Source organism: Paenibacillus mendelii (assembly GCF_024498075.1).
GTDB classification, from domain to species: Bacteria; Bacillota; Bacilli; order Paenibacillales; family Paenibacillaceae; genus Paenibacillus_Z; species Paenibacillus_Z mendelii.
Map to the genome: position 1 here is coordinate 374,922 of NZ_JANHOF010000001.1, position 14,249 is coordinate 389,170.

The following is a 14,249-nucleotide window of genomic DNA, read 5'->3' on the forward strand; positions in this document are numbered from 1 at the left end:
TCCCTCCTTTTCAATGTCCTCTCAAGCTAATCGATTCCAATTCATAGTATCAAACTATTGATCCAGGAGGCTCCTTGCAAATTTATGTTTCAGATCGATAGATAAAGTGTAATATAATCAGTCGGCCTGAGAAGCACCACAATGATGAGTTGAATTTTTTCGTTAAATTCCTTATACATAGCAACATCTCGGCTGATGGAATAACGGTGCTGCAAAATAATTAAAAGTAAAAGGTGGAGTAAATCAACATGAAACAATCTTTGCTGGCCATTCTCACTATTTCAACCGTAATCGCCCTCACGGCCTGCTCCGGCAACAACGCAGATCCCAAGAACAATGCACCTGCAGCGAATGCAGGCAATGGCACGAATGCAAGCCAACCGGATAACACAAGCAATAAGCAAGATGATCAACCGGATGAGAAGCCGGAAGAGAAGGCTCCTGTTAAGCCGGTTAACGATAAGCTTGAGCTTAAGAAAGTGCTGGATGATAAAGTCGGGATCTTGATTCCGAAAGGTTTCACCGTCATGTCAGAGGAAATGGCGGCGGTTAAATACCCTTCCGAGAATCGTCCAACGCTGATTTACACGAATGAAGAGGGATCGATCAACGTTTCCTTCAATCATACGGAAACCCCGATCTCCGATAATGAGATTCCTGATTTCACTTCACAAATGAAGCCTACCTTTGAAAGCATGTATCCTGATGCTGCTTGGAGTAAGGATGAGGTTGTAGACATTAACGGCAATAAAGTCGGTGTGTTTGAATTAACCACGCCAGCCGTTGACACCAAAATCTACAATCTCATCTTCTTCACCGAGCTGGATGGCAAGCTGCTTATGGTATCCTTCAACTGCACGGAAAGCTATGTGACCGAGTGGCAGCCGCTGGCTAACGAAATTCTCAACTCCTTGAAGACAAATTAAATCGCCAATCAACATGAGTTACAGTCGTCTTCCTTATAGGTATTGACCTCTCTGAGACAGCCTCCGATTCTACTGTTATAGTGGAACGGGGGCTTTTTTTGAGCCGATCGGACCCTTTCCTGATGGAGCTGTTTTCGACAGCTCTTTTTTATTTTGCGTACTGCTTTAAGGATTGGTAAAAAGTCCCGAAGTCTAAAGCACTCGTATTTGGTAAAAATAATGAAATAAGGGGCAATATAGGACTGAGTTACATTCAGGATGATAAAGAATGTGAGGCTTATGACCGACCTATGAACAATAAACAAAGCAGTCAACCATTACAACAAAACAAGCAAAGTTCGGATCCCCATAACAGCGCTCTACACTCGAGTCTCCAAGACAATATTCAACAGGTTAAGAAGATGCTCGGAAATAGCAGTGATATTATCATCAGAGAAATCGAGATCGGCTCAACTGAACTTATCAGAGCAGGGATTTTCTATACGGACGGATTAACGGATACGCCTTCTATTCAAAACTTTATCAAGGAATCACTTCTATGCGATATTCATGCCAACCTGGACCAATCGATTTCATCCGAGCAGAATGTTCTTGGGTTATTGAAAAACCGTTTTCTTGGTGTTGGGGAAATCCAAGATGTTACAGATATCAATTCATTATTGTCTTCCCTGTTATCAGGTGATGTCGTTCTATTGTTGGATGGATGCACGCAAGGATTCGCTATCGGTATGCGTGGAGGTAAAGACCGGGGCGTCATGGAATCCACGACAGAGAGCGTCATTCGCGGGCCCAAGGAAGGGTTTACGGAGAACATGCGGACCAATGCGGCATTGATCCGTCGAAAAATTAAGGATTCCCGTTTATGGATGGAAACGAAATCAATAGGCAGAGTGACACATACCGATGTGGCCGTCATGTATATCAAAGGAATTGTGAATGACAAAATATTAGAAGAAGTTCACACTCGCCTTGATCGAATAGATATCGATGGCATTCTGGAAAGCGGGTATATCGAGGAATTGATTCAAGACGAAACCTACACCCCCTTCCCGACGGTGTATTATTCAGAGAGGCCCGATGTTATTGCCGCGGAGCTTCTGGAAGGAAAGGTAGCCATTATTGTGGATGGGACGCCGAATGTTCTTATCGTACCGGCTCTGTTCATTTCCTTCACGCACGCAGCGGAAGACTATTATCAGCGAGCGGACATCAGCAGCCTCATCCGTATTATCCGTTATATTAGTATGTTTGTTGCCCTTCTAGCCCCTTCTCTATATATAGCGGTCACCACGTTCCATCAGGAAATGCTGCCCACGCAGCTGCTAATCGGTTTAGCTGCACAACGGGAAGGGGTTCCTTTTCCGGCATTTATTGAAGCATTAATGATGGAAGTGGCGTTTGAAGTTCTGAGGGAAGCCAGCTTGCGCATGCCCAAAGCGATTGCACAGGCGATTTCTATCGTTGGGACACTAGTCATTGGTACCGCGGCAGTTGAAGCAGGCGTCGTATCTGCCGTTATGGTTATCGTCGTTTCCATCACGGCAATTTCCAGTTTTGTGCTTCCAGCCTTCCCCATGTCAATGTCCTTCCGAATGCTCCGCTTCCCGATGATGGGACTTGCCGCTTCCTTCGGCTTGTTCGGGATCATCTTGGGAGTCATCGCACTTGTTCTTCACCTGTGCAGTTTACGATCATTCGGTGTTCCTTACATGAGTCCTCTCGCCCCTTTTATTAAGGCGGATAATAAGGATACGATTATACGGGTGCCTTGGTGGGGAATGTTCTCTCGTCCGCGCTTGATCAATCAGAAAAACATCGTTCGTGAACAAAACAACGCTCCTTCTCCGGAAGCTCCGCAGAACAACTCGGGAGGCTGACACATGAAACGAAAGCTCATCCTGCTTAGTTTGTTCCTTATAGCCCTCTTATTCGTATCCGGCTGTTGGAACCGGCGGGAATTGAATGATTTAGCTATTACTGTAGGTATGGGAATCGATAAATCTGGAGAGAATTACCGGGTTTCCACGCAAGTTGTTATCCCAAGTCAAGTGGCCGGTAAGAAAGGCGGTATTCAAACGCCGGTTACCATGTATAAAGAAACGGGCGAATCACTTCTCGAAGCGATTCGCAAAATGACAACGGCTAGCCCCCGAAAAATTTATGCATCCCATCTACGAGTCTTAGTCCTCGGAGAATCCTTGGCAAGAGAAGGAATTGGGGATGCCTTGGATCTCCTGTCGAGGGATCAAGAGCTTCGGACTGATTTCTTTATCGTCATCGCCAAGAAGACAACTGCTGAAAAAACATTGAAAATATTAACACAATTAGAAAAAATACCTTCGGTGAACATGTTTGCTTCACTGGAAACTTCCGAGAAATCATGGGCACCCACAACGACAATTACTTTGGATCAGCTGATAGCCGAATTACTTAGTGAAGGGAAACATCCCGTATTAACAGGAATTCAAGTCATAGGAAGTCAAGAAATAGGTGAAACCAGTGAAAATCTTGATCAAATTGACCCCTCTGCGAAGGTAAAATACTCCGGGCTTGCGGTATTCAAGAAAGACAAGCTGATCGGTTGGTTAAATGAAGAAGAAAGTAAAGCATACACCTATATTAATGACGAGATAAAAAGCACGGTAGGTGTTATTACCTGTCCTGAGGGAGGCAAACTTTCACTAGAGATGATGCATTCTAAAACAACTGTCAAAGGCAGCGTAACGGGCAACCAACCAACGATAAATATTGGTATCCGCGCACAAATGAACATCGCAGAAGTACAATGCTCGGTTGACTTGACAAAAACGGAAACCATTGCCGAGCTGGAGAAGCTGTCCAATCAAAAGTTGGAAGGATTCATTGAAGCGTCCATTAAAAAGGTGCAGCGGAAATATAAAGTCGATATTTTTGGATTTGGTGATATTATCCATCGTACACATCCAAAAGCCTGGAAGAAGCTCAAGAAGGATTGGGACCAAAATTTCACCAAAATGCCGGTAACCGTAAAAGTAGATTCGCGAATTCGACACCTGGGTGCCGTGTCGAGTTCATTGTTGAAAGATATGGAGAAAAAGGAGTAACCAGCATGCTTGCTATAGCAGGATTCATGGTCATTGTTGCGGGGATCATCGCGATTGATGCTCCCCCGCTGTGGAGAAAGAAACAAAAAAAAGAACTATGGATATTTTTCATTCTTCTCTTTTTCGGAACGACACTGGGCATCCTGCATTTCTCAATCCACAAGATACCCAACCCTGTAAATTGGATCATTATCGTCTACAAACCGTTTTCCGATATGATTGCAACCTGGTTGAAATAAGAATATCCGTTCAAAAACTGGAAACCAAGGAAGGATGTCATTATGTTAGATAACCGGAAGATAAGCCCACGACAATATTACATAATGGTGTCGCTGTATATTATTGGAAGCGCCATCCTGGTCATTCCCGCAACTTTAGCTATCGAGGCGAAGCAGGATGCATGGATCGCAGAGATTATTGCAGTAGCAGTAGGATTATTGATCTTACCTTTTTATATCCAGCTGGGTAATCGCTTTGCCCCGATGACGTTTGTGCAATATACCGAGAAAGTACTGGGTAAATGGCCGGGGAAAATCTTTTCCCTTCTATTCATCGCTGGTTTTCCATTCCTCAGCGCTTCGCTAACGTTACGTAATGTCGGGGACTTCATGACCACGCAAGTCCTACCGGAAACACCGATCGAAGCGATTCATATCTTTTTCCTATGTGTCGTCATTCTGGGAATACGATACGGTCTCGAACCTGTTGCACGTACGGCAGAATTATTATTTCCGTTCGTCATCTTATCTTTTCTGCTTCTGGTTATATTGATTGCCCCCCAAATCGAATTTAAGAATATCCTGCCGGTGATGGAGAATGGAATGAAACCTGTGCTAAGGGCCGCCATCCCGCACATTGCCTTCCCTTTTCTAGAACCGATCATACTCATTTTACTGTTTCCTTATATAAATCGTTCGCAAGAGAGCGGGAAAGCTCTCTTCACTGGAATGGTCATTGCGGGCGTCGTAATGATCGTCATTACGGTCTTGGCTGTATTAGTTTTAGGAATAAATACTGGTAGACTCGCCTATCCAAGTTATATATTGGGGAGAAAAATAAATATAGGCCATTTCTTGCAGCGAATCGAAATTATGATGGCGTTGATCTGGATGATCACGAATTTTATCAGATTAACCCTTTTGTTTTACATATCCGCTATGAGCATCGCCCAGACGTTTAAGGTCAAAGATTTTCGTTTCTTGACGTTTCCTTTGGCCATCATTATATTCATACTATCCATCGAAACCATCCCCAATTCGGTTTATCTTCAGGAGTTGGTCAAGATCTGGCCTTGGTATGCGCTGACTTTTGCGTTAGGTTTCCCTCTTCTTCTGCTAGGAGTCGCTGTTTTGCGGAAAAAATGAGCAGTATCTGAAGGGTAGGGTAATCAGCCCTTTCCCTATAGGAATGAGTAGAGGCGGATGATAGATAAGAACGATTTATAACCATTACTTGCACAGAATAAAAATCGGAACGCGAATAAAGGGCATAGTCGCAGCTGCCCTCTATTTATTCCTTGTTATATGAATCTTCAACGTTCTAGGAATCGTTAACTAACTCAATCCAAATAATTTCATGGCATTCTCCCTAGCAATTTTGTTGAATACCGTTACGCTAATTTTCTTCGTATCACGCCAATCGATGAGGAGATCGACCAACGGAACCGGCATGTCCACTGTGCAGATGTCGGTACCGAAGAATAACCGGTCTTGAAATTCGGTCAAGAACCTCGGACCGTAGACAGGATCCCTGGAGATTGCGTTGTGTGCGGTATAATCCGAAAGATCGCCATACAGATTCGGATATCTGCGGAATAGGATCGGCACTACACCTTCTTCCTTGATCGGGCCGCTGGGCAATCTGCCCACCTGTCCGCCTTTCAAATCGAAAATAATGGCGCGTTCACCCGGCGTCTCCAAACGGCCAATTTCCGCCCAGAATACCGGACCATGACCGAAGATGATTAAATTCGGAAACCTCTGTAAGGTATGCTCGAGCTGCGGCAGGCCAGGATCGTCATACAATCCGAAGTCCCCGGTAGTCTGGTCAGACCCATCAAATACAACGGGAAGGCCCACGCGTTCAGCATGCCGGAATAAGTTCTGAACCAGCGGATTCATCAGAGGCGCATTCAGCATGACTTCTCCCAGCCCTTTACAGCCTTTATCCTTGTAATAGGAAAGTACGCGGTCAAGCGGCGCATCTGCAGAATTGGTCATGGCACGGGGGTCTATATTACAGTACGGTATAAACCTGTCGGGATATTTCTCCGCCATATCCAGAATATCTTCATTGGCCTGTGGGAAATAGATCTCAGGGCTGACAACGGGAAGCAGGACACCCTTCTCGATCCCCAGATCATCATACCGCTGGATTAATTCTTCCGCTGTGCAGAATTGGACTACGAACGGTACCGGTTTTCTGTAGGCATGTGCATGAATATCGATAAACATAGACCATTGCCCCCTTAACAATTTTAGATCAAGAGAACGCCCATGAATTTCCAATCATCGTTTGTCATGAAATATGCTAGTCTTCTATTTACTGCTAGTCAAGATAATCTTTACTCATTCGCAAGAAATACCCCTGCATCGCTCGATGCGGGGTATCATGAAGGATTAAGACCGTTTGGAATAAATAATTTTCTTGATGCTGTCATAGGAAAGACAATACACATCGGACAACTGCTCGATCGCAGATCCTTGGCCGAATTCTCGCCGTATGTTCTCGTTACGCTCTCGCGTTTATCATCCAGACATTGCCGGGAGCGGTTATTGGTTAGCACCGCATCGTGAATCCCTCCTTTCTACGATTTACCCCTGATAGGGTTCGTGCGCAACGAGCATATTTCCACTGGGGTCGAAGAATTCGAAGTCCATCCCTTCTCCTCTTTCAACTCTTACCTCTCCAAGCTGAACGCCATTATACCTGAGAGTATGCAGCAGCTTTCTAATATCAGCGGCTTCAATTCCGATTACAGGTTGAATGCCATCTCTCAAATTAAAGTGGGCATAGGTATCATGCTCCGTCTCCCAGAGGAAGAAATGGGGACCTTCGGGCAGTGTGAGTATAGCCATCTTCCCGTCATTACGCTTCCAATGTAACCGAAAACCAAGATTCGCTTCATACCATGTAATCGATTCGTCGAGTTCTCTTACGGGAACCATAACATGAGAAACACGGTTAATTATGCCCTCTGACATTTATTCCTATCTCCTTTATCTCATTCTTACATTCGTGAACGAATAGCTGCCCGGGCTTCTTCCCGATCATCGCAATGAATGGTGCGGTCTCTTAGAATTTGATACGTCTAATGGCCTTTGCCGGCTAACAGAACGACATCTATAGGTTCAGCCCTGCGAATGGCTGTCTCAATCGCCTGTTTGCGATCCGCAATGAGTTCGTATCTATCCGCAGGATAACCAAATTCCTTCAATCCCTCTTCAATATCGATCAAGATTTGATCCGGATCTTCCGAGCGGGGATTATCTGAAGTTACAATGACATAATCGCTATAGTTGGCTGCGATCTTCCCCATCACGGGGCGCTTTCCTGAGTCTCTGTCTCCTCCACAACCGAATACGGTTATAACTTTTCGGTCCGCAAACCCTCTTATCGTAGACAGAACCTTCTCCAGACCGTCTGGCGTATGGGCATAATCGGCAAGAACAAGGAAGGGCTGACCTTCATCGACGACTTCCATTCGACCCGGTATCCCGTCCAAGTGTGCCAAACCTTCCTGGATGATTTCAAGCGGAATATTCTCCGCTAATGCTGCGGTTATGGCGGCAAGCGCGTTGTACACGTTGAAGGTTCCGACCATCTTCAGGTGAATCCGTATCGTACCGGCAAAGGAAATCAAGTCGAAGGAAGTCCCCTGTGAGGTCAATTGGATGTTGGCTGCCATCACATCGGCTTGATTCCGAATTCCATAGGTAAGAACCTGAGCCGCTGTTAATTGCCCAAGAACAGTGGACGCTTCTTCATCTGCATTAAGAACGGCAAACTTGCGCTTGGCTGGATCGGGTGAGAAGGATTGCGCGAGCCTGGCGAACAGCATTCCTTTTGCCGCCAAATATTCTTCCATTGTCCCATGATAATCCAGATGATCCTGCGTTAAATTCGTGAACACGGCTGTACTAAACTCACAACCCAGCACACGGCCCATATGTAACCCTTGCGATGAAACTTCCATCGTGCAGTATTCCACTCCGGCGTCGAGCATCTTTTTCAAATTCGATTGTAAGGAAGGAGGCTCCTGCGTATTAATATCGCTCTCGATCATTGTTGGACCGATCTTCGTTCCGAGGTTCCCCATTAATCCTGTCGTATAGCCAGCTTGAACGAGTATCGAATCGATCATATGGCAGGTTGTCGTCTTCCCATTGGTCCCCGTAACCCCAATTAAACTCAGACCCAGACTTGGGTAGCCATTTAAATGTGAGGCGAAGAGTGCCATCGCATAACGGGCATTCGGCACTTTAATGGTGGGTAAGTCAAGATCAACATCATACTCGATAACCAAGGCGGCAGCCCCCGCCTTTACCGCATCAGCTGCAAAGCGGTGGCGGTCTTCTTGAAATCCAGATATCCCGGGAACGCATACGAACAGGTCCCCCGGCTGCACATGTTGAGAATTCATACGAATCTCGGATATGTCCGTGTTCACATCACCGCGTATTTCAGCGATCATCAATAGATCCGCAAGCTCCTTTAATTGCATGACAACGCCCCCTCCATCTAGTCTTCCCCTTTAGTGTGTTCCATTCCTCAACTAGCGTATTCGACTTCTATCCACTTTTTTCCTACTCTGAGCTGTATATTCTTCCCCGATCAGGGCATCATATATGCGACGGTGTGAAGAGAGGTGTGGTTCCGTTGGGCCATTTGGTGCAAGGGCTGCATGAGGAATTTATTTAATCACTTAGCTTAGGAAGCGAGGGGTTGTGCTGCAGAGTATTTCTGAAACACACTCGCCCTCACGATCTGCTAAAAACAGAAAGTGAGCAAGCGGTGCCCAAGTTATTCTAATGATGCGAAGTGTGATATGTGAAGATACTCAACCATCAAACACCGTCGAAGGGGAGCCTGTCAAAGGGCTCTTTCTTTCTGTTAAGAGAAGCATGCAGGTTCATTCGCACAAAAAAGACTGCAAGCGTTCCATCGCTGCAGCCCTGCGTGGCATATCTAGTTGAATACAAGCATCAAACTCACCCTTTGGGCTTCACAAACAAGGCTGCCAAGAAGGAAAAGATGATCGCTGCAGAAATACCGGCGCTCGTTACTTTGAATATGCCGGTAATAATACCGATCCCGCCGTTCTTGTGCAGTTCCGATATAGCTCCATGGACGAGAGCATTGCCGAAGCTCGTTATCGGAACAGATGCGCCGGCACCTGCGAACTTAATGAGGGGATCATAGAGCCCCACCCCATCGGCAATTGCACCTAACACCACCAATAAGGTCATTGTATGGGCAGGAGTCAGCTTGAAGACGTCAAAACAAATTTGGCCCAACACGCAAATTGCCCCGCCAATGAGAAAAGCCCACAAAAAAATCATCATTCCACCCCGTTCTCAATCGATACGGCATGAGCGATACAAGGGATGCTTTCACCCTGCTGGAAGGATATCGGAGATAAAAGCGCACCCGTGGCCACGACCAGTATCCGTTTCAATTCGTTATTGCGCAGTTTTTTCAATAGATGGCCATACGTGACAACTGCTGAGCATCCGCATCCGCTCGCTCCGGCTTGAACCGTTTGCTTCTCATAATCATAGATCATCATCCCGCAATCCTTATAAACCGTCTTCTGCATCGGGATTTTATGCTTATGGAACAAATCATTCGCGATTTCATAACCAACCTTGGACAGGTCACCTGTTACAATCAGATCGTAATGATCCGGTCCAATGCGCAAATCGCGAAAATGCGCTTCGATCGTATCCACAGCGGCCGGTGCCATTGCAGCCCCCATATTGAATGGATCTGATATGCCCATGTCGATGACGCGGCCGATGGTCGCTGAAGTCACACAAGGTCCCTTGCCATGCGCAGAGACGACACATGCCCCTGCTCCGGTTACCGTGAACTGTGCTGTAGGGGGCTTCTGTGAGCCATATTCCGTTGGATAGCGGAACTGCTTCTCCGCCGTCGAGTTGTGGCTGCATGCACTGGAGAGCACATGCTTGGCTGAACCTGAATTGACCAGATTAGCCGCGATTGCTAAGCTTTCCATCGAGGTGGAGCAGGCTCCGAATACACCCAGGTATGGGATCGATAAGGTCCTCGCCGCGAAGCTGGAGCTAATAATCTGGTTCATCAGGTCGCCGCCAATGAAGAAATTGACTTGTTCTTTCGTTAATCCCGCATTCTCTACGGCAAGCTTTGTCGCTTCCTCTAGCAAGGTCCGCTCGGCTTCTTCCCAGCTGTCCTGACCGAGCCTGATATCACCGTGTATAATGTCAAAATCATTCGCCAACGGGCCCTGTCCTTCGAATGGCCCGACAACCGTTGCAGCTCCCCTAATTGAGGGGCGCTTCTCGAATAACCAGCTTTGATGACCCTTCAACATGCTTAGTGCCCCCCAGCTTCTCCAGGATTGAAGATCCAATGCAGAATCCCGATGAAAAAGGCTGCCACTGTACCGAAAACGATGACCGGACCGGATAGTTTAAACATCTTCCCGCCTACCCCAAGCACAAGTCCCTCACAGCGGTGCTCCAGCGCGGCCGAAGCCATGGTGTTCGCAAACCCCGTAACGGGAACCGCTGAGCCTGCTCCAGCCCATTGAGCGATCTTATCGTACACACCTAAACAGGTTAGAATAACCGAGATCAGTATCATAACGGCAACCGTCGGATTGCTCGCTTCGATTTCATCAAAACCCGCCCAATGGACGAACATTTCTGAAACACACTGACCAATCAAACAAATAACTCCTCCTGAAAGGAATGCCCGAATACAGTTTTGCCAAATCGGCCGTGCAGGCTCCCTTTTCTTTGCAAGCTCTTGATATTCCTGTTGAACCGGGGTCAGTTTTTTCTTTTTGCTGCTGGACACGATCGGTTCCCTCCTTATCGGTGTAATAAAGGTTTCACATTCGACAGAACATGCTGTAATTGCTTCGAGCATTCCTCATACATGCGTTTGGCCTCAACATTTTTTGTTGTGAGTGCAAACAGCTCGATATCCGCCTCGCACTTCTTTAATGTCGCATATAAGCTCGCCTTTTCCTGCGGCTTGGGCACCTTAATCTTGTCATCGAATAAATCGACATATAATTGGCCGTACGAATCGACCTGCGCCAGGAAGACATTCTCTAGCGCGACGCCGATCTTCTCCAGCTCCGTGTTTAACCAAGCGCGGTTCAAGCCGATCGTGGCCAATGGCTCATCCATGATTTTCCCGTCCATAATGACTGCTTGGGGTTCTTGCTCCGGACCAACAGTAATACCGAGATGCTTAGGTGTAAACGGCTGATTGGCTCGAGTAGGAAGGACATTAATTTCACCACTGGGTTCAATTAATGCGAATTCAACATCGGCAACCTTGAATATTTGCTTGCTGCGCAGCTGCTCCATCAACTCGTCTGCCGTCAGACGCTCTTTCATTAAGTTGTCTTCCAGTACTTTACCGTCCTTGATGAGCACCCTTGCTTTACCATCAATAAAGTTACGCGCCATTTTACTTTTTACAGTCAAGAACTCCATGCCGAGCGACACTGCTACCCAAACGGCCAACGAGACGATCCCCAGATACCATTGCGCCTCACTTTCCAATGAAATATAAGCTGCCAAGCTGCCAATGGTAATACCGGTGATGTACTCAAAGAAGGAAAGCTGCGATATTTGGCGTTTCCCAAGTACTTTGGTCATGAAAAAAAGGGCAACCACGGCCAACAAGGTGCGAAAAGCAACCATAATCCAATCCGGCAAAATTGAATCCCTCCTCCGCTTGTGTAGGATCATATCATCATTGTGTGTCATTATTGCAAAACCAACACGGTTGATCCTTTACCATAATCGAGAGGAAATATCAGAACTGGATGATCGCAGTAGAACCATTCGCCATGCATATAATTGGAGCTATTGTGGGATGTTATTTTTTGTGATTCTAACCGTACCGCGGTTATTGGAAGGAGGTGTGACCGTGACCGTATCCTCAGATGTAAAAACATGTCTCGCCTCATTAAAGAGTGCGCAAGCAAGTCTGGAGCAATTCGCACTGGCAACAGAAAATCAAGAGGCCAAAACGCTCTTCACGAATGCAGCTGGACAAACCGATCAAATTGTACAACAGGTACAAACTCGTGTTCAGCAGCTTGAGAATGAAGAACCACAATATAAAGGCTTCTAATAAAAATAACATCCATAACAAAAAATCTGCATCCCGACAGCGGGATGCAGATTATTTAAATATATAAGCGCACAGCTAATCCATCCGAAATACGGGTCCCTTCGGCACGAAGGGTAGATGCTGTCCTTTCGGTATAATATAAGCGTGATCCCGCTTCACATTAAGCTTGTCGCAATAGCCATCCGTAATGATCAGAATCGGGCCGCTCTTAGGAAAATCCTCCGTCCCTTGAAGCAGATCGATTCCCGGCTGCAGAATGGTTCCGCCACGTCCCTTAACTTTAACGCTCTCCAATATATCCTCAGGCTTCATAAAGCCTTGATCATAAGCGGCGGCATCGCAAAATATGACCCGCGCCGCATATACATCCCGGGCAAGACTATAACTGGCAATCGATCCAAGAGCCTTAGCTAACAGCTTCTTATCCATGGATCCGGATGTATCCAGAACGACTCCAAACGTTCTTCCTGAATCATCCCCGCCTTGATCTACCCACTTGGGTCAAACAATATCTGGTGTCGACGATTGCCTTCGACTCCCCCTTGCGTATGTACGCACTTTTTCAAGGGGTGAAAAATAATGATCAAACCACTTCGCGAGCTCGATATCCCATTTTATAGCTGGTTGACCCAGAGCTTTGATTTCTTCCACAAGGCCAGCGGGTATTAACCCTCTTCCCGATTCTTGATGATAAATCAGACCCTGCTGCAGTGCATTACGACAAAAATCATCGATTCCTGTTCCCTCTCTGGGGTCCCAGAAGCCAGCTTTTCCTTTATCCAGCATATCGGCTCCACCTACACCCCGGAGCGTTGTCAGTTTACGGTAGGTACGGATATCCGTCACGATGCGGTCATAGATGGACTCCGCAGACAGGCCTTTCATGGTATCATCAAGTAAAATGCCGACTACAGGAAAATCGCCAATTCGCATCTCGACTAACCAATGGTTGATAACATAGTCGCATGCTACATTCCACAGGTGATGATCCCTTCCCTGGCAGCGCTCATGATGCCTAAGCCCTGCATGCAGAAGCTCATGGGCAATAACGAACTTACATTCCTCTTCACTTAATCCAGCGCTTGGATTCAAGTATATTTCCTTCTCAAGGATATCAATCGCAGCTATTGATATATCCAGTCGATAACAGATTGCAGCGTCTTCAATTATTGTAAAGCCGGAAGCCAGTGCTCCCAACAGCGGATAGTGATCGATAAACCAACTCCTGGCTTTTTGAGCAGCCGTGAGTTGTTTCTCACTACCCAGCAAGGATATGTCATATCCCGCCGCTACACTTACTGCTTTAGTTACTGCCATTGACAATCCCTTCGCAAAGCATCCCTGCCAATCAACTTCCCTGAAGTGATGACGATCGTCAGAATGAAAGATCATATCAGGCATTTTCTCACCAGCGGTTCCATGGTACTTTAATTCTTCGGGAACACCGTGTTCTAGAAACTGTTCATACATTCGCTGCTCACTCGTTACAGACATTTCCACTCTGAAGCCTAAACTTTGGGGGCGTTTTCCGAGCTTCATGTCATATAGAAACTTAGAGTTATAAACATCACAAGCGATATTCCACAATACATGATTTTCTTTATCCTGAAAATGTCCAAATCCGAGATGCAGCAGGCAATGGGCAAGCACATACACCCATTCTTCCACTTCCGCCCGCCGCTTCGGATGAACATGGATGGAACCGTTCCTCGTAACAACAGCCCAACCATCCTCAGGACATAAATTATAATGATCGCTGCTGCGCCTGAACCAGGCATGATTCGCAAGTGGAGCAAACATAGGATGAGCGTGCATGAAGAGCTCCGCTTCAGCATAATTTTTAGTCGCAACATCGAGTGTTTTGACTCGTTTACTCGTCATA

General features: G+C 46.4%; 14 protein-coding genes and 1 pseudogene. 6 read left to right on the top strand and 9 right to left on the bottom strand.

Going from position 1 to position 14,249, the window contains the following annotated elements:
* Positions 1–248: 248 nt before the first annotated feature.
* The 5 genes from NNL21_RS01655 (at position 249) to NNL21_RS01675 (ending at position 5,373) form a co-directional block, all read left to right on the top strand.
* The gene (locus tag NNL21_RS01655; RefSeq protein WP_204815655.1) at positions 249–926 is read left to right on the top strand and encodes a hypothetical protein; all 678 of its coding nucleotides are present in this window, start codon (positions 249–251) and stop codon (positions 924–926) included.
* Between the two features lie 290 nt (positions 927–1,216).
* A complete protein-coding gene (locus NNL21_RS01660; RefSeq protein WP_204815656.1) occupies positions 1,217–2,803 on the top strand; it encodes a spore germination protein in 1,587 nt (528 codons plus the stop codon).
* A 3-nt stretch (positions 2,804–2,806) separates the two neighbouring features.
* Entirely contained in the window at positions 2,807–4,009 is a 1,203-nt protein-coding gene (locus NNL21_RS01665) for a Ger(x)C family spore germination protein (protein WP_204815657.1), read from the top strand.
* A 5-nt stretch (positions 4,010–4,014) separates the two neighbouring features.
* Entirely contained in the window at positions 4,015–4,248 is a 234-nt protein-coding gene (locus NNL21_RS01670) for a hypothetical protein (protein ID WP_204815658.1), read from the top strand.
* A 42-nt stretch (positions 4,249–4,290) separates the two neighbouring features.
* On the top strand, positions 4,291–5,373 hold the full coding sequence (locus NNL21_RS01675; RefSeq protein WP_204815659.1) for a GerAB/ArcD/ProY family transporter: 1,083 nt from the start codon (positions 4,291–4,293) through the stop codon (positions 5,371–5,373).
* Between the two features lie 189 nt (positions 5,374–5,562).
* Here NNL21_RS01675 and NNL21_RS01680 read toward each other — a convergent pair whose 3' ends face one another.
* From NNL21_RS01680 to NNL21_RS01710, 7 genes and pseudogenes are all read right to left on the bottom strand, one after another.
* A complete protein-coding gene (locus NNL21_RS01680; protein ID WP_204815660.1) occupies positions 5,563–6,462 on the bottom strand; it encodes an amidohydrolase family protein in 900 nt (299 codons plus the stop codon).
* A gap of 360 nt (positions 6,463–6,822) precedes the next feature.
* Entirely contained in the window at positions 6,823–7,212 is a 390-nt protein-coding gene (locus NNL21_RS01685; RefSeq protein ID WP_204815661.1) for a VOC family protein, read from the bottom strand.
* A 26-nt stretch (positions 7,213–7,238) separates the two neighbouring features.
* Positions 7,239–8,732: pseudogene (locus NNL21_RS01690) on the bottom strand (UDP-N-acetylmuramoyl-L-alanyl-D-glutamate--2,6-diaminopimelate ligase).
* A 487-nt stretch (positions 8,733–9,219) separates the two neighbouring features.
* Positions 9,220–9,570 (bottom strand): stage V sporulation protein AE, encoded by a 351-nt coding sequence (spoVAE, locus tag NNL21_RS01695; RefSeq protein WP_204816724.1) that lies wholly within the window; start codon positions 9,568–9,570, stop codon positions 9,220–9,222.
* A complete protein-coding gene (gene spoVAD / locus NNL21_RS01700; protein WP_204815662.1) occupies positions 9,570–10,583 on the bottom strand; it encodes a stage V sporulation protein AD in 1,014 nt (337 codons plus the stop codon). The genes spoVAE and spoVAD overlap by 1 nt, the downstream gene beginning before the upstream one ends.
* A gap of 2 nt (positions 10,584–10,585) precedes the next feature.
* A complete protein-coding gene (gene spoVAC / locus NNL21_RS01705) occupies positions 10,586–11,071 on the bottom strand; it encodes a stage V sporulation protein AC (RefSeq protein ID WP_204815663.1) in 486 nt (161 codons plus the stop codon).
* 14 nt (positions 11,072–11,085) lie between these two features.
* On the bottom strand, positions 11,086–11,946 hold the full coding sequence (locus NNL21_RS01710; protein ID WP_204815664.1) for a DUF421 domain-containing protein: 861 nt from the start codon (positions 11,944–11,946) through the stop codon (positions 11,086–11,088).
* A 214-nt stretch (positions 11,947–12,160) separates the two neighbouring features.
* On the opposite strand from NNL21_RS01710, the gene NNL21_RS01715 reads away from it, so the two are divergent.
* Positions 12,161–12,367 carry a DUF1657 domain-containing protein gene (locus NNL21_RS01715; RefSeq protein WP_204815665.1) on the top strand — a complete coding sequence of 69 codons (207 nt, stop codon included), beginning with the start codon at positions 12,161–12,163 and terminating at the stop codon, positions 12,365–12,367.
* Positions 12,368–12,442: 75 nt separating this feature from the next.
* Here NNL21_RS01715 and NNL21_RS01720 read toward each other — a convergent pair whose 3' ends face one another.
* The gene (locus NNL21_RS01720) at positions 12,443–12,814 is read right to left on the bottom strand and encodes a VWA-like domain-containing protein (RefSeq protein WP_256555085.1); all 372 of its coding nucleotides are present in this window, start codon (positions 12,812–12,814) and stop codon (positions 12,443–12,445) included.
* A gap of 54 nt (positions 12,815–12,868) precedes the next feature.
* Positions 12,869–14,248 carry a vWA domain-containing protein gene (locus NNL21_RS01725; protein ID WP_256555005.1) on the bottom strand — a complete coding sequence of 460 codons (1,380 nt, stop codon included), beginning with the start codon at positions 14,246–14,248 and terminating at the stop codon, positions 12,869–12,871.
* Position 14,249: the final 1 nt, after the last annotated feature.